Genomic DNA, 20,116 nt, shown 5'->3' with positions numbered 1-20,116 from the left:
GCCCACCACCGCACCACCCACGCCCGCACCCCGGAGAGGACCCGATGAGCCACGCCACCCTTGTCCCGAGCACCGTGCCCACCCGCGTGGACGACCTGACGTTCAGCATCCACACCACGCCGTTCGACGAGGACTACACGCCCGCCGCCAGCACGCGCGCCACCACGAACTTCGCGAACCTCGCCCGCGGTGCGGACCGGCGGGAGAACCTGCGCGCCGCCCTGGCCATGATCGACGGGCGCCTCAACGACCTCGCCCCCTGGGACAACCCGGAGCGGGACCGCTACACGGCACGGATCGAGATCGTCTCGATCGACGTGCACTTCACCGCCGACGACGGCGCGGATGTCGACTTCCCGCTCATGGAGATGCTCGACGTGCGGGTGGTCGAGCGTGCGACGGGCGCTGTGCTCGGCCGCAGTGTGGGGAACAACTTCTCCTCCTACGTCCGCGACCACGACTTCTCCGTGGTGCTGCCCGCGCACGCGGCGACGTCGCCGGGGACCGAGGAGCCCGACGGCTTCGGCGACCTGCACGGGCGGCTGTTCCGGCACCTGCTCGACTCGCAGGCGTACCGGGAGCGGTTCCCGCAGCCGCCCGTGATCTGCATCAGCGTGTCCACGAGCCGCACCTACCGGCGGCTGACGAACGAGCACCCGGTGCTCGGGGTCGAGTACCGCCAGGACGAGCCCTCCCGCACGGACCGCTACTTCGGCCGGATGGGCCTGGGGATCCGGTGCTTCCTGCCGCGCGGGGCCGTGGCGCCGCTGGCGTTCTACTCGCGGGGCGACCTGCTCAACGACCACGCGAACCTCTCCCTGGCCGGGCTGATCGCCACCATGGAGACCTTCCAGCGGATCTACCGGCCGGAGATCTACAACGCGAACGCCGGGGCCGGCGAGGTCTACCGGCCGCGCCTGGACCACGGCGACTTCTCGCAGACCCGGATCGCCTACGACCGCGAGGAGCGGGCCCGCCTCGGCCGGGAGCAGGGGGAGTACACGCAGGAGCACTTCGTGGGCCCGCACCGCGACCTGCTGGAGCGCTGGGCCGCCGCCCACGCCGCACGAGACACCGAGGAGACCCGATGACCACCCTGATCCCCACCGCCCTCGTCGGCAGCCTGCCGAAGCCCGGCTGGCTCGCCGAGGAGGAGACGCTCTGGTCGCCCTGGAAGCTCGAGGGGGAGCAGCTGCGCGAGGGCCAGCTCGACGCGCTCGCCCTCGCCGTGGCCGACCAGGAGCGCGCGGGCGTCGACATCGTCTGCGACGGCGAGCAGACCCGCCAGCACTTCGTCACCACGTTCATCGAGCACCTCGGCGGTGTGGACTTCGACCGGCGGGAGACGGTGCGGATCCGCGACCGGTACGACGCGAGTGTGCCGACCGTCGTCGGGGAGGTGGGCCGGCCGGCGCCGGTGTTCGTGGACGACGCGAAGGCTCTGCGCGCCCGGACGGACCGGCCCATCAAGTGGACCCTGCCCGGGCCGATGACCATGATCGACACCCTCGCCGACCGCCACTACGGCAGCCGCGAGAAGCTCGCGTGGGAGTTCGCGCGCATCCTCAACGAGGAGGCGCGGGAGCTGGCGGCGGTGGGCGTCGACGTCGTGCAGTTCGACGAGCCCGCGTTCAACGTGTTCTTCGACGACGTCCGCGACTGGGGCGTGGCGACGCTCGAGCGTGCGGCCGAGGGCCTGACGTGTGAGACGGCCGTGCACATCTGTTACGGCTACGGAATCAAGGCGAACAACGACTGGAAGGCCACGCTCGGGGAGGAGTGGCGCCAGTACGAGACGTCGTTCCCGCTGCTGCGCGAGTCCACGATCGACACGATCGCCCTGGAGCGGCACCACTCCCGGGTGCCGGCGGAGCTCATCGGCCTGCTGCGCGGCAAGAAGGTGATGGTCGGCGCGATCGACGTGGCGAGCGACGAGATCGAGACGCCCGAGGAGGTCGCGGCGACCCTCCGGGAGACCCTCGAGTTCGTGGACGCGGACAAGCTGATCGCGAGCACCAACTGCGGCATGGCGCCGCTGGCTCGCTCCGTGGCGCGGGACAAGACCGCCGCGCTCGTGGCCGGCGCGCGGATCCTCCGGGAGGAGCTGGGCGGGGAGTGAGGGGGGCCTGGTGGCCTTGCCTGGCCGGCGGGGCCCCGTCAGGATCGTCTGCATGGATCCTGATGCGAGCCCCCGTGTCCGGCTCACCGCTGACGATCCCCGGCCGGGCGGTCGTCCCGCGACGTCGACCGAGGGGCCCCACCGACAGCTTGATCAGCGATCATCGCCGGAGCTGTGGGGCCGTCTGGTCGCTGCGGTGTTCGCCCTCGACGGCGTCGAGGAGGGCCACAGCACCGTCTCGCCAGCAACGTCGCGCGCCGTCCACCTGACAGGCCGGCCGGAGGAGCGCACCCCGGAGGTCAACCTCTCACCAGGCCGGCGCTGGGAGCCGGTGCACCTGCATGGGGTGGACGACACGTCAGTGCACCTCGTCCTGGCGCCCGAGCGCGGCGTCCGTCTGGCCGAGCTCGGATGGCTCGAACCGCATGGCTACGCGGACTTCGGCACGGAGTGGATGCTCTACGGTCCGCGGGACGAGGCAGAGCTGGCCGTCGTCGTCGGGATCATCGAGGAGTCGCTCGCCTACGCGCGCGGCTGACGCAGCGCCCGGGGCGGGGGAGCGGAGGCGGGAGGAAACTGCGAATTTTTCGTTTTCGCGGGTAGTCTTGTTCCATGACTGCGACGGTGAATGACAAGCACACGGTGCTGCCGCCGACGGACCTCGAGGAGATGCTCGACGTCGGCAGGTTCCTCGACGGCCTGACGCAGCCGGCTGCCCTGGTCGGCCCTGATGGGCAGAAGGTCCCCCTGCCGCCAGAGGCTTTCAACGTCCTGCGGGACGTCGTCGAGGCGATGCGGGTGGGCAAGGCGATCACGGTGGCGCCCGTCGACCAGCTGCTCACGACGCAGGAGGCGGCGAACTTCCTCGGCATCAGTCGTCCCACGCTGGTGAGGCTGCTCGAGGAGGGCGCGTTGCCGTACGAGAGGACGACCGGTGGTCGGCACCGACGCATCCGGCTCCAAGACGTCGTGTCCTATCAGCGGCGAAAGCGTGGGGAGCGGCGCGCCTCGCTGAGCGACCTCGTCGGGGAGGCCTCGTCTGCGGGGCTCTACGACCAGAATGCGGAGTCCTACCGCGAGGCGTTGCGTCAGGCTCGCGCCGGCCTCCGGGGTGAGCGCGGGTAGTGGCTCGTGCCGGAGGCGCGCTCGGGCGTCTGCCTGCTCACCCCCACACGCCGGAACCGGCGATGAGCCGGACCGCGAGCACCGCCATGACCACCGCGATCACCACGTCCACCACGCGCCACGCCTTCGGGTCGGCGAGCACCCGGGCCAACAGGCGCGCACCGTAGCCCAGCCCGGTGAACCACAGCACCGAGGCGGCGACGGCGCCGGCGGCGAAGACCCACCGCGCGTCGGGACCGTGCTGGTTGGCGAGGCTGCCCAGCAGCACCACGGTGTCCAGGTAGACGTGCGGGTTGAGCCAGGTCAGCGCGAGCGTGGTGGCGATGACCGAACCCGCGGTGCGCGGCGCCTGCTCGGCGACGAGCCCCTGCGGGCGCAGGGCGGCACGCAGGGAGGAGACCGCGAACCAGAGCAGGTACAGGGCGCCGCCCCAGCGCAGCACCTCGAGCAGCCACGGCACGGCCTGCACGAGCGCGCCCACCCCGGCGGTTCCGGCCAGGATCAGCACGGCGTCCGAGGCCATGCACACCAGCACGACGGCGCCCACATGCTCCCGGCGCACGCCCTGGCGGAGCACGAAGGCGTTCTGGGCGCCGATGGCGACGATGAGGGCGAGTCCGGTGAGCAGGCCGGTGCCGGCGAGGGTCCACATGGGTGAGGACGCTAGAGCCCGGCCGGGCCTGAGCCAAACGAAGAGAACTGCAGGTGCCTAAGCTCTGCTTCATGAACCTGGATCAGCTGCAGGCGCTACGTGCGATCGCCGACGAGGGCTCGTTCGAAGCGGCCGCGTACGAGCTCGGCGTCAGCGCCTCCGCGGTCAGCCAGCGCATCCGCGCCCTGGAGCGGGAGGTGGGCCAGGTGCTGCTCCGGCGCGGCACACCCTGCGAGCCGACCGAGGCCGGCATCGGCCTGGTGCGCGTGGCCCGGCACATGCGGGTGCTCGAACAGGAGGCGTGGGCCGGGCTGGGCCGCACGGCGGCCGGGCGCAGCGTCACCTCCCTGGCCGTGCCCGCCGACGTGCTGGGCACGTGGTTCGGGCCCGTCCTGGCGGAGGCCGCCGACTGGGAGGACACGGTCCTCGACCTGCACGTCGAGGACCAGGACCACAGCGCCCGGCTGCTGCGCCGGGGCGAGGTGCTGGCCGCCGTCACCACGGAGCCGCAGCCGGTGCAGGGGTGTGCGGCGGAGCCGCTGGGGAGCATGCGCTACGTCCCGCTCGCCTCGCCCGCCCTGCTCGCCCGGCACGCGGCGGGCGACGTCGTCGACCTCGGCGCGATGCCCATGATGCGCTACAACGCGAAGGACGACCTGCAGCGCCTCGCGCTGAGCGGCGCCGGGCTGGACGTCGCCCCGCCCACGCACCTGGCGCCGTCGTTCGACGGGTTCCACCGGTCCGTCCGGGCCGGCCTGGGGTGGGGGATGCTCGTGGACGCCCAGGCCGTCGAGGACGTGCGCGCCGGCCGGCTGGTCCGCGTGCCCGGGCTCGACGACGTCCTCGTGCCCCTGTACTGGCAGGCGGCCACACTGCCCGTGACGCGCCTGGTGCGGCTCACGCGGGCGGTGCGGGAGGCGGCCCAGCGGACGCTCGAGCGGGGGTGAGGCGGCGCCGCGGGTCGCGGGCCGTCAGCGACGTCGCAGCGGTGCCGGCGCTTCCATGGACGCCTCGGCCAGCACGGGCCGGAAGCCCAGCGCCTCGTTGACGTCGAGCATGTGCCGGTTCTCCTCGGCGTTCCACGTGATGATCGCGCGGGCCCCGGGCAGCGCGTCGCGCACGGCGATGAGGTTCGCCGCCTTCACGCGCATGCCGAGGCGGTGGCCGCGGTGCTCGGGCAGCACGATGGTGTCCCACTGGTCGATGAGCCCGTCCGGGCGCGAGCGGGGCGCCACCAGCTCGCTCAGGGCAACGATCCGACCGGTGGCGCGGTGCCGCGCCACCGCGCGGAAGAGGCGCCCGGTCGTGAGGATCTGCTCGTCCATGCGACGCACGCGGGCCGCGTCCCACACCTGCTCCACCACGGTGCGTTCCCCGGAGGGCACGTCCGTGGCCATGCGGGCCTTGAGGACGGCAAGGTCGTCCTGCAGGGACGCGTCGGCCGCGCCCTCCCAGGCGTGGAGCTCGTAGTCCGACGAGACGCGTTCGGCCTCGGCCAGGGCGACGGCGGGGTCGATCCCCGGATCGGCGAAGTCATACCGGCTCACCCGCTCGATCTGGACGAGCGCGAAGCCGTAGGACTGGGCGAGACGCACACCCGGATGTTCGGCGGACACCGCGCCGGCGCCGTTGGGCGGGGTGAGCGTCCGTTGCCCGGCCACCGGCCGCGGCGTCAGCGGCCAGGTCTCGAAACGGGTGAGGCCGGCGGTGTCCAGGACGAGCCGCTCGGCCAGTGCCCGGCCGTGGCCGCGTCCGCGGTGCCGCGGGTGGACGTAGACGTTGAGGGCGGCCGCGTCAGGGTCGTCGACCTGGTTGATCAGGACGCGGGCGTAGCCGACCGCCTCGCCGTCGACGTACGCCAGGTAGCGGCGCAGCGTGTGGTCGGTCTCGGCGGCGGCCTGGATGAGCGCGTCCGTGGGGGTCTCGTCCCACTCGGTCGTGCCGATCAGTTCGTGGTTGTACTCGTCTCCGAGCTGGCAGTAGGCCCGCCAGTGGGGGTCGTCCGACGAGACGGGCAGGGGGAATTCGATGATGTCAGGCATGCGGTGACTGCTTTCTGAAGAAAGGGGTGGGCGCAGAGGCACCCGTCGAGCCGTGCTCGAGACGGGCGCGCGGGGAGGCCGGTGGTGGGTCGTCGGACCCACGGCGTCACTGCTGCTGCATCATGGGGTGAACTGTGTCACGATGCGGATCGGTGGGCAAGGGCCTTTGCTGTCGAGATGCAGGCAAGGTTCCACACGACGCGCGGTGGACTCTTCGCGTATCGGGCGGGATCCGGTCGGCGTGACACTGGGTGTCCAGGTGGGCGCCCCCGCGCACCCCAGGGCTCGCTCGAAACGTACGGACGGCTGCCGCTCTAGCGGGTTGGTTGTGGCGAGCCGTGCGGCGGGCGGGCAGGGCCGGAGGTGGCGCACACGGCGCATGGCGGGGCCCCTCGTCACTAACGACCGATTTAGCCGGATGAGCGTGCTCTGATCGACCGGACATCCTCAACCAGGCGGCTCGCCTGGTCGTGATCGTCCACTACGACGTTGAAGAGCGACCCGTCACGGGTCCGGATCGTGACGCGGGCCCGACCGCCGTTGTTGATGCGGACCCCGCCGGGGGCTGAAGCGCGGCCCGTGACGAACCAGTTGAGGAGTCCGTGGTTCATGCCGTCATCACTGGCTGAAGTGATGTCGGAGATCTCCGAGACGGGAATCGCTCGCCTGCAGAACGGCGCGTGAATCCGCACCTCTGGCGTCGGACCCTCAGGGACGTCGACAGTGATTCGAGCCCCTAGGCTCACCAAGCGGTTTCCACGGACTGTCACTCTCATGCGCCCACGATCCGGCATGATGCGGTTCCGACACCAGGGCGGAGGGCAACAACTCACCCGCCCCAACTTCTCCAGCTGAGGTTATGCCGGACAGCGATCTGTGCGAGATACCGGACATTCATCGGCGCAAGTCACACCGCCTAGCAGGCGACGTGGGGAGACTGCCGGAGACATCTGGGGCGCGTGCCACAAACGACCGATTGTGCCGCCTGGGCGAGCTTGCCGGACGGGCGGGGCGATCCGTCGGCGCCCCGATTCTCTGATGGTTTAGCTCTGGGCGGGTTCGATCGCCCCGTTGACGAGCCGCACGACCTCGTGGGGGTCCTCGACCGTGACCATCACGCGCTCGTACTCCTCCTCCGGGCTCAGGGTGAAGACGACGACCTTCTCGTAGCCTGAGATGTTCCAGAACTGCTTGTTCCCGCCAGCGTGGAAGGTGCCGGAGAGCTTGTTCGGCAGACCCAGTCCGGGGCCACGCCACCCCTTGGGCTCGTTGCGCAGGTCTGGATCGTAGGTCGCGCCCAGGACGTGCTCCAGGGGGAACTGCAGCTTGCCAGTGAAGGACCACAGCTTGTCTAGGCCGGTGGGCTCAATGGTCAGGGTGCCATCCTTGATGGTGACCGTGTTGTTGCTCATGAGGTGCTCCTTTTCTGCGGGGTCGAGATGCCGGCTCGGGTGAACAGGCGCTCGGCGAGGACGGCGGGGGTGATGTGGAAGCGGGCGAGGACGGCGGCGACCTTCTGCTGTATGCGCTCATCGGACGGAGCAAGATCGGTCAGCGCCACCAGGCAGAGGTCCAGTCGGGTGGCGGGGTCGACTTCTGGCTCGCATACGTGGTCGAGGGCGCGCAGGAACAGGCCTTGCTTGCTGCCGAAGACGCCGTAGAGGCTGCTGCGGTTCACGCCCGTGGCCCGCACGAGGTCCTCGACGGAGGTGGCGTGGAACCCGCGGTTGCAGAAGACGTCTACCGCCGCGGCAATGGCGGTCGCTTCGTTGAACTCTCTGGGCCTGGGCATGGTTACAGAATGATCGTTCCAGAACGATCAGTCAAGACCGGAATGGCCTAGGGCGTGTCTGAGAATAGATGCACGAGTCAGCTGAGACCCTGGGGACATGTCCCGGTTCCAGATGCTCTCCGACGCCCAATGGGAGTTGATCGCCCCGATGCTCCCGACCCGGACCGGCCGCGCCGGCAGGCCGTTCGCCGACGCCCGCGCCATGGTGGAGGCGATCATCTACCGGTACCGGTGCGGAATCGCTTGGAGGGACCGGCTCGTCGAAGGCCAGGCCGTCACGAACTGGAAGCAGGCCCTCGCCCAGCTCGCCGCGGCCTACCCCGACCGGATCAACCCCTACCTGTGACCACCCCGCTTACACAGACAAGTTGACACGCCCGACTGCCGCACGCTCTCCCCGTGAGCCCCCGGCCTCCTTGGAGGAGCCGGGGGCTATCGCGTCCGCCCTCGCCGCTACCGTGAAGGCTCCAGTACACAGCACGGCGGGGTAGTGACCCGCCACGACAGAACAGCGAGGTCTCGTGCGACCCACGATCTTCACCCTCCGCGTCCTGAACTACGTCCACACCAACGGCCTCGTCGGCCAGCACCTGCGGGACATCCCCACTGAGGTGTGCCCACCCGACCGTGTCCAAGTCGCCGCCCGAGAGCTCATGCAGCTCGAGATGATCCCCAAGAACACCCCCTTGGCTGGCTGTATCCCGATTGCTGTCCTGCCCCGGTGTGCCTTCGACGCCGAGCGGGTTGCTCGGGCATACCCGCGCGTCGAGGCCCAGTGGCTGCTTCTAGAAGCAGCCGAGGCATGTCCCAATGATGCCGGCGTCTACGACGACCTCCAGGCCCTGGACCTCACCGATCGCCAGATTCAGAAGGCGTCTTCGGACCTCGAGGCTCATGGTTACCTCGAGCCCGGTAGTACCAGTTCGTACCGGCCCGTACTCACGTCCGCAGGCCTTGATCTCGTGGCCGCCTACCAGACTCCCTTCGTGTGGCCGCCGGCAGAAAGCGGGTTCTCAGTGACCAACCACCACGACAACTCCGTTACTCAGAACGTCCAGACCGGCAACGGGTCGAACGTGGCCCTAGCCGGCCACAGGAGCAACGTCACCCTCACCGTCCAGAGCCAGGACCGCCCGGCGCTGGCGGGACAGTTCGAGCAGCTGCGCGAGGTGCTGCACGCGGAGGAGGGCCTCAGCGATTCTGACGCCGTACGTGACCTGCTGACGCGCGTGAACATGCTTGAGGAGCAGGTGGAGGACGGCGACGGCAAGATCCCAGCCAGCCTGCTCGAGCGCTTCCTAAACAAGGCCGTCGAGACCCTCGCGGACGAGTCTGCACAGCGCATCATCCCGGTCCTCAGCACGATCTACGTCCTGTTCGGTCTACCGCCGCTCCCTGCCTGACCGCTCATCCACCGGTGCCCGCCGCATGGCGCTACGGTGCTCCTCAGCGCGTCAGGACGATTCCCCTCCTGGTCAGCGCGCTTGGCCACCGATCCTGATCTCTCATGCAGGGTGGCTCCGTTGCCCGCGCTCGTCCTATTGGCCGTCGAGCCGGGTATACCCCTTTACACGCCCTGCCCTGTGGCTTCGTTCGCTTGGTGGCGGGGTTTTTGCAGCGCTCCGTGGCGGTCTTGTTGCCGCGATCACGCAGGACTGGCTGCAGGTAGGTGTCGCGGTCTGAACCGAGAGGGGTGCGCCCGGTCGGGGCCGTTTGGATCGCTGCCGCTACGTCAGAGTCCGAAGGCTCCGCCGCTGACGAGGATCACGATGCCGAGGCCGATGAGAACGATGGGGAAGAGGATGTTCNCTGTGGCTTCGTTCGCTTGGTGGCGGGGTTTTTGCAGCGCTCCGTGGCGGTCTTGTTGCCGCGATCACGCAGGACTGGCTGCAGGTAGGTGTCGCGGTCTGAACCGAGAGGGGTGCGCCCGGTCGGGGCCGTTTGGATCGCTGCCGCTACGTCAGAGTCCGAAGGCTCCGCCGCTGACGAGGATCACGATGCCGAGGCCGATGAGAACGATGGGGAAGAGGATGTTCTCCCAGCGTTCGAGCACTTCGGCGATCGGGGGGCGGGTGGCGACGAACTTTGCCAGGGCCACCAGGACCGCGACGAGCGCGAGGAAGACGATGCAGTAGGCGACTACTGCGAGAGGTTCCACGCTGAGGAAGACAGGGGTGTAGACGCCGATGTTGTCGCCGCCGTTGGCAAGGGTGACGCCTGCGACTGTCCACACGCCGACCTTCTTGCCGGCAACCTTGGCCTCGTCGTCATCGTCGTCATCGTCTCCGCGCCAGGCCTGCCATGCGGCCCAGAGGCCGAGGCCCAGAGGGATGAGGCCGAAGTACGGGATGGCTGCCGGGGGCAGGAATGCTCCGGCGCCGATGGTCACCAGGACCGCGGCACCGAGGATGCCGGCGAATCCGAGGTACTGGCCGGCCAGAATGCGGGCGGTAGTGCCGCGCTGGCCTGCCCCTCGCGCGAAGAAGAGGGAGAGCACGATGATGTCGTCGATGTTGGTCGCTGCGAACAGGCCCATCGCCTGCAAGACCGAGGTGAGGCTCATGCGCCCTCCCCAGCTGCGTCGCATCCGGGAAGCGAGCAGGCGGGATCGATGCACGGGGCGTCTTCGTCCACTGCCAGGGTGGCATCGACCAGTGCCGTCAGCGCCTGCGCCAGGTGCGAATCGGCGATCTCATATCGTGTCCGACGACCCTCGGGCTCGGAGACGACGATCCCGCAATCGCGCAGGCATGCCAGGTGGTTGGACACGTTCGGGCGTGTCAGGTCCAGATCTCGGGCCAGTTCCGCCGGGTAAGCGGGATGGTCGAGCAGGGTCAAGATGATCCGGGATCGAGTGGGGTCGGCCAGTGCACGACCCAGGCGGTTCAACACGTCGAGACGCGAAGCAATAGTCACCCTGAGGCTTTCAGCTGCTCGACCAGGTCCTGGCCCGAGGGCTCGCCTGGGTTCTTCTCGTCGATCATGGTCATGATTCTTACCGTTCCTCTCGGTACGGCTTACACAGACCATCTGACACGCCCCCCGCTCTGGGAGGCCGACGACCAGGCGAGATCCCTGCTGGCCAGCTTCGCCGCCTCCTTCCCCCTCCGGAAACCATCGGTGATCGACACCGAGGACATGGCCCGCTACCTGCTGGCCCGCAGCGAGGGCACCATCGGGGAGCTGGCCCACCTGCTGACCGCGGCCGCGGTGGCCGCCGTCGAGTCCGGCCTCGAGGCCATCGACCACCGGACCCTGACGATGGCTAACTACACCGGGCCGGCCGAACGCCGCCGGGTCTTCGAACGCGAGCTGCTGTGAGCACTCGGTGGCCGGTGCACCCGGCCCCGGTCACCGGTGAGGCACTCACCTCCTGGCTGCGCCGGATAGCCCACCGCTACGGGGCCGAGGTCGAGGACCTCGTTCTCGATACCGGGTTCTGCATCTCCCGCCCCGGGGACCTGGACGTGGCCGCCCCGGAGGAATTCATCAACCAGCTAGCCGGCCGCACCAGAACCGGAACCGACACCATACGGGCCATGACTCTCGGCGGGCAGACCCCCTGGCTGCTGGACCAACTCGAGCCAGCGGCGAAGGCCTACACCACCTATACCCGCCAGCTGGCGGTACTGCTGCCCCGGGGAAGGAGACGCGACCGTACCGTGGAGGACTGGCGGGCCTGGTTGCCCACGGATGCCGGCTGGCAACACCGGGCCTGTCCGCGCTGCACCATGGAATCCACCCCTCCCTGCCCCTACCAACTGGCGTGGCTGGTGCCCCTAATGCTCTCCTGCCCCGTCCACCACTGCCGACTCGAACGCCACAACGGCCCGGTGGGCTACCACGACTTCTGGCACGTCTCGCCGGGTAGGCCCGAGCCGCGACCGGTCGGGGCGGCGATCCGGAGCATGGACCAGCGGACCTGGCAGGCCCTGACCACAGGATCCGTCGCCCTTCCCCGACACCGGGTGCACGCAGGCCTCTGGTTCCGACTACTCAGGACGCTGCTCGACGAGCTCGGCGCGACCATCATCGAATGCGGCGCACCCGGCCGGCTGACACGACAGGTGTGGGACCGCACCGGCCACCCGGTCCGCGCCGGACAGGGCCCGTGGCGCCCCTACGAGGAACTCTCCGATCAGCGCCAACTCCAGTCCCTGGAAGCCGCCGCCACCGCGATACACCTGCTCGAAACCCGGGCCATGACCTGCCCCGGACGCGAAGCCGAGGTGTTCCTGCCCCAACCGGACATTTCCCGCGACCCCGGCAGCACCGAACAAACCACGGACCCCACCGCCATCCGTTGGCAGGAGATCAAAAAGAACTTTCAGGCCGTCGTCGAGGAAGCCCGGACCACCCCCGAGACCGCCCGCCAACTCTTCAACTTCTGCACGATGTACCGCCGCGACAACGACGAAGTGATCCAAGGCGTCCGGAGCAATTTCACCGAGCTCGGCATCCCTTCGGACTACCTGTCACCATAGCTGCGCCTTGACCGTCTGCGAGACGTAGAATAAATGACCGGTTACGTGACAATATTTCTCAACACCTCGCTCTGCGGGCCTCGTGTCACATAAACGATCGAATAAATGACAGGGGTGGTGGGCGGTGCTCGTGGGGTACATGCGGGTGTCTAAGGCTGACGGCTCCCAGGCCACCGACCTGCAACGCGACGCCCTGCTCGAAGCCGGCGTGGAACCGGAGGCTCTGTACGAGGACAAGGCCTCCGGCAAGAGCGATGACCGTCCCCATCTGGCCGCGTGCCTGAAAGCGCTGCGGGCCGGGGATACCCTGCTGGTGTGGAAGCTGGACCGACTCGGCCGGGACCTGCGCCACCTGGTCAACATCGTGCACGAGCTCACCGAGCGGGGCGTGGGCCTGAAGGTGCTCACCGGCCAGGGGGCGGCGATTGACACCACGACCGCCTCCGGCAAGCTGGTGTTCGGGATCTTCGCCGCCCTGGCCGAGTTCGAACGCGAGCTGATCTCCGAACGCACCAAGGCCGGCCTGGCCTCGGCCCGGGCCCGAGGCCGCAAGGGCGGCCGGCCCTACAAGATGACCCCGGCCAAGATCCGCCTGGCGATGGCCTCGATGGGGAACAAGGACACCAACGTCGGTGCCCTGTGTAAGGAACTGGGCATCACCCGCCAGACCCTCTACCGCCACGTCTCACCCACGGGGGAACTGCGCGAAGCCGGACAGAAGGTGCTGGCCCAACGCCGATGACCACCGCGGGCTGCGGAGCTGTGTGCCGCCGATGGTGACCCACCCGGGGGCGTGTCGTATGACGTGCCGTCGCGGGACGGACCACCGGACGGGTCATGCGGGATGTCCCTAGTGGCGTGCCACTGTTCATCCATGTCGGCTGCGGGTGTGTCCGGTGGGGGGTTCCTCCTGCGGACGCGTCTATTGCTCAACCAGCCCCACTGGGTCAGTGGTGGGTGGGGTGTTCGTGGTGGGCGTGGGCGGCGGGTTCGAGTTGGAAGGTGGAGTGGTCGATCGCCACGTCGAAGTGCTCGGCGACGCAGTGTTGGAGCTGGTCCAGGATCTGGGGGGCGTGCCCGTCGTGGAAGCAGTGGTCCTCGACGACGACGTGGGCGCTGAGCACGGGGACCCCGGTGGCGATCTGGGAGGCGTGCAGGTCGTGCACGGACACCACGTGCGGCACCGCTTCAAGGTGGTCCCGAACCTCGGCGAGGTCCAGGTCCCGGGGGGTGGATTCGAGCAGGATGTGCGCGGCCTCGGCCAGGATCTTCAGGGTGCGGGGCACAATCAACACGGCGATGAGCATCCCGGCCACGGCGTCGGCCTGCGCCCAGCCGGTGGTGGCGATGACCAGGGCGCTGGCGATCACGGCCACCGAGCCCAGCGCATCGTTGAGGACCTCCAGGAACGCGGCGCGCATGTTCAGGTTGGCCCCGCGGCCGGAGCCGAGGACGGCCAGCGAGGCGAGGTTACCGGCCAAGCCGAGGATCCCGAACAGCAGCAGAGGGCCGGAGGCTACCTCGGGCGGGGCGAACAGTCGCTGCAGGCCCTCGATGAAGGCGTAGAGACCCACGGCCAGCAGGATGGCGGCCTGGGCCAGGGCGGCCAACACCTCGGCGCGCAGGAACCCCCAGGTGCGCCGGGCCGTGGGCGGCCGGGCCATCAGGGTGGAGGCCAGCAGGGCCATCAGCAACCCGCCAGCGTCGGTGAGCATGTGCGCCGCGTCCACCAGTAGGGCCAGGCTGCCGGTGATCAGCGCCCCGGCCACCTCGGCCAGCAGCACCGCCGTGGTGATGGCGAAAGCGACCGCCAGCCGCCAGCGGTGCGCCGGCGAGGCGTGGTGGTGTGCACCCATTAACTGTGTCCTCCTTCTCCGGGACCGGGCTCAGGCCGCGGCGGGGCCGTCGGGGCCCGGGGTGCCGGAGTGTGGGCAGAGCTCGACCGCGTGCCCGGTGACCGTCAGCAGCCGCTCGGCGGCGGCCAGCACCTGAAGCAGCTCGGGCTCGGCGGCCAGGGCGTACAGCGAGGCCCGGCCCACCGGCCGGGAGGCCACCAACCCGCAGCCGGCCAGGCAGGCCAGGTGCGCACTGACCGTGGACTGGGCCAACCCGAGGTGCTCGGTCAGCTCGCGCACCTTGTGCTCCCCGGTGGCCAGGTGCCGCAGGATCGCCAACCGGGTGGGGTCGGAGAACCCGTGGAACAGCGCCGCCGCCGGGCCCAGGCCCGCCGCCGGGGACACCCCCGGCTCCTTAATCATCGTCATACGACGATGATAGCGCCTTCAGTCGATAATGGCGAGGTCGCGCCCCAGGACCGGTCAGAAGCCGGTGAAGGCGGGGAGGAACTGGACGAAGACCGAGCCGGCGACGGCGACGTAGGCGACGGCGATGAGGGTCCCGGCCCAGCCGGTGGCGAACCGGACCACCCCCGGCGGGGCGGGGATCACGCCGTGGGCGAGGTTGCGGGCGGTGAGCAGGAGGAACAGGGGGATCATGGCCGCCCAGACGATCATGCAGTACAGGCAGAGGATGTAGATCTCGTACAGGGCCTGGAACCACAGCCAGGCCACGAACCCTATCCCGAGGGTGACCCCGGCCTGCAGCCCGAGCCAGTACCCGCGGCCGGGCCGGGCCCCGGAGAGCACGACCATCGCGGTGGAGATCACCACGGCGAAGGCGACGATGCCGATCAGCGGGTTGGGGAAGCCGAACAGCTCGGACTGCCAGGTGCCCATGACCCGTCCGCAGGACACCCAGGGGTTGATGTCACAGCTGGTGGTGTGGCCGGGGTTCTCGTAGAGGGCGAGGCGTTCGAGGACCAGGGTCGCCGAGGCGATCCAGCCGACGGCGCCGGTGACGAGCAGCACCAGGCCGAAGGCCCGGCGCCCGGTGAACCACGCCGGGGCCGGCGCCGGGCCGGCTGCCGATACTGGGGAGGCGGCGCTCGGGGCGGTGGGCTCGGTGAGCCGGTCGGTCATGGGAAGTCCTTTGCTCTCGGTCCTCTGCTCTGGCCCGGGTGGCCGCGGATGGTCCGGGCGGTCAGTCCTGGGTGGCGGCCTCGACGGCGGCGGTGAACTCTTCCAGGCTGTTCACGGTGAGCGGCTCACCGTCGAGGTAGAAGGTCGGGGTCCCGGCCACGCCCAGGGCGGTGCCGTCGGCCACGTCCAGCTCGACCCGGTCCCGGGTGGCCGGGTCGGCCACCGCGGCATCGTAGGCGGCCATGTCCAGGCCCAACTCTTCGGCGTAGGCCCGGAAGACCGGGCTGCGGTCCTCCGTGGTGTGGCTCCACTCGGTCTGGGTCTCGAACATCTTCTGGTACATCGACTCGTAGGCGCCCTGCTGGGCAGCGGCCTCCACGGCGATGGCCGCGGTGACCGAGTTCGGGTGGCCCGGCAGCGGGAAGTACCGGTGCACGAAGGTCACGGTGTCCGCATACTCGGCGCGCAGGTCCTCCACGAAGGGGTAAGCCGCCGCGCAGGCCTCGCACTCGAAGTCCAGGAACTCCACCAGCACGGCCTTCTCATTGGGGGCCTGCGAGAGCACCCGGCTATTCTCCCGCACCAACTGACCGGCAGACCCAGTCGACTGCCCGGTGGACTGGGCGGTGGACTGGTTGGGGTCCTGCTGCTGGGCGGTGGCGGTCCCGCGGGCCACAAGGTAACCGATGAGGGCGGCGGCCACGACCAGGCCCAGCAGCACCCAGACCACGATCTTGGCCCGGCGCTGCCGGGACGGGGTGGAAGCGGTGGGGTCAGGGGAAGTCACGAGCGGTCCAATCCGTGAGGTGGGGGGCGTGTGCGGGCGGGGTTAGACGGGGGTGGTGAAGGTGCCGGCCAGGTTCTGCAGCTGGTAGATCCACAGGGTCCAGATCCCGGTGACCATCAGCACCCCGACGAGCACCAGCAGTACCCCGCCGATGATGTTGAAGGCGCGGATGTGGCGGCGGACGAAGCCCAGCGTTCGGGTGACCCAGTCCAGGCCCATCGCCACCAGCACGAAGGGGATGCCCAGGCCCAGACAGTAGAGGAAGCCCAGCAGGGCCCCGCGCCAGGGGTCCCCGGTGGTGGTGCTCAACGCCAGCACGGCGCTGAGGGTCGGGCCCATACACGGGGTCCAGCCCAGGCCGAAGACCACCCCGAGCAGCGGGGCCCCGGCGATCCCGGTCCTGGGCTGGAAGGACATCCGCCGGGTGTTCTGCAGGAACGGCAGCCAGCCGATGAGCACCAGGCCCATCAGGATCACGAACACCCCCAAGGCCCGGATCAGCGCGTCCTGCCACTGCAACAGCCACCCGCCGATCACCCCGAAGGCGGCCCCGTAGAGGGTGAACACCGCGGCGAAGCCCATAATGAACAGTCCCACCCCGGTCATCACCCGGCGCCGGTTGTCCGCCCGGCGCGGGTCGGCCAGCCCGGAGACATACCCCAGGTATCCGGGCACCAGCGGCAAGATGCACGGGGAGAGGAAGGACACCAGCCCGGCGACCACGGCCAGCGGCATCGCCACCAGCAGTGCCCCGGACTGGACCATCTCGGCGAAGAACCCACCCAGGCTCATGGCCGTCCTCCTCGGCCCCGGCAGCGGCGATGCGGGAAGGTGGGGCAGCAACGGGCAGTCACGGAGGGTCCTCACTGATTCAATCGATCGGGGTCGCCCGGCCCGGGCGAAACCCCGCAAGAGACTACAGTGCAGGCTGTATAGTTCACCACATGCTGACGATTGCGACACGGTTGGACGTGATGAACCGGCTGGGCCGGGCGATGGCCGACCCCACCCGATCCCGGATCCTGCTGTCCCTGCTGGAGGGCCCCGGGTATCCGGCCGAGCTGGCCCAGGCCCTGGGGCTGAGCCGGTCGAACGTGTCGAACCACCTGGCCTGCCTGCGGGACTGCGGGATCGTGGCCGTCGAGCACCAGGGCCGCCGCACCCGGTACGCGATCGTCGATGCGCACCTGGCCCGGGCGCTGAGCAGTCTGCTCGAGGTGACCCTCGCGGTGGATGCCTCCGCGCCCTGCCTGGACCCGGGCTGCCCGGTACCCGGGTGCTGCGACACGGCGGAGGTGGCCTCGTGAGCGCCGCCTGCGGCTGCGAGGCCCCGACCCCCACTCCCGGTGCACCCGAGGAGCACGAGGAGCACCGGCCGTGGTGGCGCGATGCAGCCATCCTGCTCCCGGCGCTCTCCGGGCTGGCGTTCCTCACCGGGCTGGTCCTGGAATGGTCCGGGGCCGGTCTCGTGGCCACGGTGGTGTTCTGGGTCGGGCTGGTGCTGGGCGCCTGGACCTTCGTGCCCGGGGCGCTGCGCGGATTGTTCACCCGGGGCCGGCTCGGGATCGGACTGCTGATGACGATCAGCGCCATCGGCGCGGTGATCCTGGGCTACATCGAGGAGGCCGCCGCCCTGGCGTTCCTGTACTCCATCGCCGAGGCCCTGGAAGACAAGGCCATGGACCGGGCCCGGGCGGGCCTGCGCGCCCTGCTGAAACTGGTGCCCGAGACCGCGACCATCCGGGCCGGCGGGGCCACGGTGGAGGTCGAGGCCAAGGACCTGCGACCCGGGCAGGTGCTCGTGGTCCGGCCCGGGGAACGGGTCGCCACCGACGGGATCGTGCGTACCGGGCGCAGTTCCCTGGACACCTCGGCGATCACCGGCGAGTCCATCCCGGTCGAGGTCGGCCCGGGAGACACCGTCTCGGCCGGGTCGATCAATACCGCCGGGGCCCTGGAGATTGACGCCACCGCCGCCGGCACCGACAACTCCCTGACCACCATCGTGCACCTGGTCGAACAGGCCCAGGCCGAGAAGGGGGACCGGGCCCGGCTGGCCGACCGGATCGCGAAGCCCCTGGTGCCCGGGGTGCTCATCCTGGCCGTGCTCGTCGCGGCCCTCGGGTCCCTGCTCGGGGACCCGGAACTGTGGATCACCCGCGCCCTGGTGGTGTTGGTGGCCGCCTCCCCCTGCGCCTTGGCCATCGCGGTCCCGGTCACGGTGGTCTCCGCGATCGGCGCGGCCAGCCGGTTCGGGGTCGTCATCAAGTCCGGGGCCGCCTTCGAGCGCCTCGGCGGGATCCGCCACCTGGCCGTGGACAAGACCGGGACCCTGACCCGCAACCAGCCCACCGTCACCGCCGTGCTCACCACCCCCGGCCTCACCGAGGATCAGGTGCTGGGCTGGGCCGCCGCGCTGGAACAGCACAGCACCCACCCGCTGGCCGCGGCCATCATCGCCGCCGCCCCCGACGCACCCGGGGCCAAGGCCGTCACCGAGACCGCCGGGCACGGCATCACCGGCCGTATCGACGGGGCCACGATCACGGTCGGCAGCCCCCGCTGGCTCGACCCCGGGCCCCTGGCCGCCCAGGTCCAGCAGCTGGAGGACCAGGGCATGACCGTGGTCATCATCCACCGCGACGGGACGGTCGCCGGAGCGATCGGGGTCCGTGACGAACTGCGCCCCGAGGTCCCCGCCGTCGTGACCACCCTGACCGGCCAGGGCATCGGCCTGACGATGCTCACCGGGGACAACGCCCGCACCGCCCGGGCGATCGCTGCCCAGGCCGGCATCGGCGACGTTCGCGCCGAGCTGCGCCCCGAGGACAAGGCCGCCGCCGTCGGTCAGCTGACCGGCACCCGGCCCACCGCGATGATCGGGGACGGCATCAACGACGCCCCCGCCCTGGCCGCCGCCGAGGTCGGCATCGCCATGGGCGCCACCGGCTCGGACGCGGCCATCGAGTCCGCGGACGTGGCCTTCACCGGTCACGATCTGCGCCTGATCCCCCAGGCCTTGGCCCACGCCCGCCGCGGCCGGGCCATCATGAACCAGAACATCGTCCTGTCGCTGCTGATCATCGGAGTGCTGCTGCCGTTGGCCATCACCGGCATGCTCGGCCTGGCCGCCGTGGTCCTGGTGCACGAGGTCGCCGAGGTCATCGTCATCGGCAACGGCCTGCGTGCGGCCACCACCCGACGCACCGCCCTGGCATCCCTCACCGACCGGCAGGCCCAACGCTCCACCGTGGGATGAGCTCCCACCGTGCCTGCGGGGTAGATGCTCCGCAGGCACGGTGAGACCCGGCCTGCCCGCGCCGTCCGGTACCTTCCAGTGACTGCGTAGGTCGTGCGGAGGTCGGTCAATCCACTGAGGCGCCGGGAAACGGGCGCACCGCGAAAGGACACGAATGAACCATCGGCGCAGGTACCCCCTGGTGCTCTTGACCATTGCGATCGGGGCCGGCGTAGTGGTCCTGGACCAGGTGACCAAGTGGTGGGCGGAGAACAGCCTGTCCACGGGCGAGCGAGTCCCGCTCCTGGGTGAGCTGCTCGGGCTCCAGCTGGCCTACAACCCCGGGGCGGCCTTCTCGTTCGGGGCCAACTCGACCTGGATCTTCACCATCATCTCGGCGGTGGCGGTCGCCGCGGCGATCTGGTTCACCCTCCGGGTCCGTACCGTGTCCTGGGCGATCGTGATCGGGTGTCTCGGCGGCGCGGTGACTTCCCACCTGGGTGACCGGCTCCTGCGCCCACCGTCATTCGGGCAAGGCCACGTGGTGGACTTCCTCGCCTACGGGAACTGGTTCATCGGCAACATCGCGGACATCTTCATTGTCGGCGGGGCGCTGGCCGCGGTCCTCCTGACCGCCACGGTGCCCGACCGGGGCACCGTCGACGCCGCGCGATAACCACTACTAGGACTCCCCTCCGCGGCCCGCTGCAGTCGGTCCCCCCTAGGGAGTCAACCTGCCGGCGCCGTACGAGACCACACGGTGATCTTGGCGGGGTGGGGCGGTGCGACAGGTGGGTGGCACGCCTCGACGCCGGTCGGCGATGGAGCAGAAGCCCCGGCCCTGGGAACGACAGACCATATCCGCGTCCCGACCCCGGTGCTCCTGACCCCTGTGGTCA

General features: G+C 70.0%; 22 protein-coding genes and 2 pseudogenes. 13 read left to right on the top strand and 11 right to left on the bottom strand.

What is annotated here, in order from left to right; genetic code table 11:
* Positions 1 to 44 precede the first annotated feature (44 nt).
* From CITRIK5_RS09060 to CITRIK5_RS09045, 4 genes are all read left to right on the top strand, one after another.
* Positions 45 to 1,091, top strand: coding sequence for a DUF1852 domain-containing protein (locus CITRIK5_RS09060; protein WP_049145680.1), 1,047 nt, complete (start codon positions 45 to 47; stop codon positions 1,089 to 1,091).
* On the top strand, positions 1,088 to 2,119 hold the full coding sequence (locus tag CITRIK5_RS09055) for a methionine synthase (protein ID WP_020626564.1): 1,032 nt from the start codon (positions 1,088 to 1,090) through the stop codon (positions 2,117 to 2,119). The genes CITRIK5_RS09060 and CITRIK5_RS09055 overlap by 4 nt, the downstream gene beginning before the upstream one ends.
* A 196-nt stretch (positions 2,120 to 2,315) precedes the next feature.
* On the top strand, positions 2,316 to 2,657 hold the full coding sequence (locus CITRIK5_RS09050) for a luciferase family protein (RefSeq protein WP_010080039.1): 342 nt from the start codon (positions 2,316 to 2,318) through the stop codon (positions 2,655 to 2,657).
* Positions 2,658 to 2,731: 74 nt separating this feature from the next.
* Entirely contained in the window at positions 2,732 to 3,244 is a 513-nt protein-coding gene (locus tag CITRIK5_RS09045) for a helix-turn-helix domain-containing protein (protein ID WP_049145677.1), read from the top strand.
* 37 nt (positions 3,245 to 3,281) lie between these two features.
* Here the strand turns inward: CITRIK5_RS09045 and lysE are convergent, their stop codons facing one another.
* Positions 3,282 to 3,896, bottom strand: coding sequence for an L-lysine exporter (gene lysE, locus CITRIK5_RS09040; RefSeq protein ID WP_101963159.1), 615 nt, complete (start codon positions 3,894 to 3,896; stop codon positions 3,282 to 3,284).
* A 71-nt stretch (positions 3,897 to 3,967) separates the two neighbouring features.
* Here lysE and CITRIK5_RS09035 point away from each other — a divergent pair, with 71 nt between their 5' ends.
* Positions 3,968 to 4,843, top strand: coding sequence for an ArgP/LysG family DNA-binding transcriptional regulator (locus CITRIK5_RS09035; protein ID WP_135101530.1), 876 nt, complete (start codon positions 3,968 to 3,970; stop codon positions 4,841 to 4,843).
* 24 nt (positions 4,844 to 4,867) lie between these two features.
* Here the strand turns inward: CITRIK5_RS09035 and CITRIK5_RS09030 are convergent, their stop codons facing one another.
* From CITRIK5_RS09030 to CITRIK5_RS09020, 3 genes are all read right to left on the bottom strand, one after another.
* A complete protein-coding gene (locus CITRIK5_RS09030) occupies positions 4,868 to 5,938 on the bottom strand; it encodes a GNAT family N-acetyltransferase (RefSeq protein ID WP_010080043.1) in 1,071 nt (356 codons plus the stop codon).
* Positions 5,939 to 6,981: 1,043 nt separating this feature from the next.
* On the bottom strand, positions 6,982 to 7,350 hold the full coding sequence (locus CITRIK5_RS09025; RefSeq protein WP_044659264.1) for a hypothetical protein: 369 nt from the start codon (positions 7,348 to 7,350) through the stop codon (positions 6,982 to 6,984).
* Positions 7,347 to 7,730 (bottom strand): TetR/AcrR family transcriptional regulator, encoded by a 384-nt coding sequence (locus tag CITRIK5_RS09020; RefSeq protein WP_044659263.1) that lies wholly within the window; start codon positions 7,728 to 7,730, stop codon positions 7,347 to 7,349. Before CITRIK5_RS09020 ends, CITRIK5_RS09025 begins: the two co-directional genes overlap by 4 nt.
* A gap of 97 nt (positions 7,731 to 7,827) precedes the next feature.
* Between CITRIK5_RS09020 and CITRIK5_RS09015 the strand changes: the two are divergent.
* A pseudogene (locus CITRIK5_RS09015) lies at positions 7,828 to 7,971 on the top strand (transposase); the annotation flags it as partial.
* A 280-nt stretch (positions 7,972 to 8,251) separates the two neighbouring features.
* On the top strand, positions 8,252 to 9,133 hold the full coding sequence (locus tag CITRIK5_RS09010) for a hypothetical protein (RefSeq protein ID WP_049147382.1): 882 nt from the start codon (positions 8,252 to 8,254) through the stop codon (positions 9,131 to 9,133).
* Between the two features lie 557 nt (positions 9,134 to 9,690).
* Here CITRIK5_RS09010 and CITRIK5_RS09000 read toward each other — a convergent pair.
* Both CITRIK5_RS09000 and CITRIK5_RS08995 read right to left on the bottom strand, forming a co-directional pair.
* Positions 9,691 to 10,293 (bottom strand): cadmium resistance transporter, encoded by a 603-nt coding sequence (locus tag CITRIK5_RS09000; protein WP_036341590.1) that lies wholly within the window; start codon positions 10,291 to 10,293, stop codon positions 9,691 to 9,693.
* Positions 10,290 to 10,646: a helix-turn-helix transcriptional regulator gene (locus CITRIK5_RS08995; protein ID WP_201294452.1), complete on the bottom strand. Its 357-nt coding sequence runs from the start codon at positions 10,644 to 10,646 to the stop codon at positions 10,290 to 10,292. Before CITRIK5_RS08995 ends, CITRIK5_RS09000 begins: the two co-directional genes overlap by 4 nt.
* A gap of 126 nt (positions 10,647 to 10,772) precedes the next feature.
* Between CITRIK5_RS08995 and CITRIK5_RS08990 the strand changes: the two are divergent.
* The 3 genes and pseudogenes from CITRIK5_RS08990 to CITRIK5_RS08980 all read left to right on the top strand — a co-directional run.
* Positions 10,773 to 11,051 (top strand): annotated as a pseudogene (locus CITRIK5_RS08990) (transposase); the annotation flags it as partial.
* A gap of 14 nt (positions 11,052 to 11,065) precedes the next feature.
* Positions 11,066 to 12,214, top strand: a complete 1,149-nt coding sequence (locus CITRIK5_RS08985) for a TniQ family protein (RefSeq protein ID WP_159833557.1) — start codon at positions 11,066 to 11,068, stop codon at positions 12,212 to 12,214.
* 124 nt (positions 12,215 to 12,338) lie between these two features.
* On the top strand, positions 12,339 to 12,956 hold the full coding sequence (locus tag CITRIK5_RS08980; RefSeq protein ID WP_036313821.1) for a recombinase family protein: 618 nt from the start codon (positions 12,339 to 12,341) through the stop codon (positions 12,954 to 12,956).
* 205 nt (positions 12,957 to 13,161) lie between these two features.
* On the opposite strand, the gene CITRIK5_RS08975 is transcribed toward CITRIK5_RS08980, so the two are convergent.
* From CITRIK5_RS08975 to CITRIK5_RS08955, 5 genes are all read right to left on the bottom strand, one after another.
* Positions 13,162 to 14,070 (bottom strand): cation diffusion facilitator family transporter, encoded by a 909-nt coding sequence (locus CITRIK5_RS08975; RefSeq protein WP_036313825.1) that lies wholly within the window; start codon positions 14,068 to 14,070, stop codon positions 13,162 to 13,164.
* Between the two features lie 30 nt (positions 14,071 to 14,100).
* Positions 14,101 to 14,478, bottom strand: a complete 378-nt coding sequence (locus CITRIK5_RS08970) for a helix-turn-helix transcriptional regulator (RefSeq protein ID WP_036313828.1) — start codon at positions 14,476 to 14,478, stop codon at positions 14,101 to 14,103.
* Positions 14,479 to 14,532: 54 nt separating this feature from the next.
* Positions 14,533 to 15,192: a vitamin K epoxide reductase family protein gene (locus CITRIK5_RS08965; protein ID WP_036313831.1), complete on the bottom strand. Its 660-nt coding sequence runs from the start codon at positions 15,190 to 15,192 to the stop codon at positions 14,533 to 14,535.
* Positions 15,193 to 15,253: 61 nt separating this feature from the next.
* Positions 15,254 to 15,979: a thioredoxin domain-containing protein gene (locus CITRIK5_RS08960; protein WP_081097719.1), complete on the bottom strand. Its 726-nt coding sequence runs from the start codon at positions 15,977 to 15,979 to the stop codon at positions 15,254 to 15,256.
* A 42-nt stretch (positions 15,980 to 16,021) separates the two neighbouring features.
* Positions 16,022 to 16,771: a cytochrome c biogenesis CcdA family protein gene (locus CITRIK5_RS08955; protein WP_036313837.1), complete on the bottom strand. Its 750-nt coding sequence runs from the start codon at positions 16,769 to 16,771 to the stop codon at positions 16,022 to 16,024.
* Between the two features lie 152 nt (positions 16,772 to 16,923).
* On the opposite strand from CITRIK5_RS08955, the gene CITRIK5_RS08950 reads away from it, so the two are divergent.
* The 3 genes from CITRIK5_RS08950 to CITRIK5_RS08940 all read left to right on the top strand — a co-directional run bounded on the left by CITRIK5_RS08950 (position 16,924) and on the right by CITRIK5_RS08940 (position 19,893).
* Positions 16,924 to 17,286: a helix-turn-helix transcriptional regulator gene (locus tag CITRIK5_RS08950; RefSeq protein ID WP_060775722.1), complete on the top strand. Its 363-nt coding sequence runs from the start codon at positions 16,924 to 16,926 to the stop codon at positions 17,284 to 17,286.
* Positions 17,283 to 19,238: a cation-translocating P-type ATPase gene (locus CITRIK5_RS08945; protein ID WP_199727645.1), complete on the top strand. Its 1,956-nt coding sequence runs from the start codon at positions 17,283 to 17,285 to the stop codon at positions 19,236 to 19,238. Before CITRIK5_RS08950 ends, CITRIK5_RS08945 begins: the two co-directional genes overlap by 4 nt.
* A 181-nt stretch (positions 19,239 to 19,419) precedes the next feature.
* Positions 19,420 to 19,893, top strand: coding sequence for a signal peptidase II (locus tag CITRIK5_RS08940; protein ID WP_227718746.1), 474 nt, complete (start codon positions 19,420 to 19,422; stop codon positions 19,891 to 19,893).
* Positions 19,894 to 20,116: the final 223 nt, after the last annotated feature.

Source organism: Micrococcus sp. 116, from assembly GCF_902506395.1.
Taxonomy (GTDB): Bacteria; Actinomycetota; Actinomycetes; order Actinomycetales; family Micrococcaceae; genus Micrococcus; species Micrococcus luteus.
The sequence above is the reverse complement of the archived record's forward strand: the minus strand, read 5'-3'. Positions and strand labels throughout refer to the sequence as shown.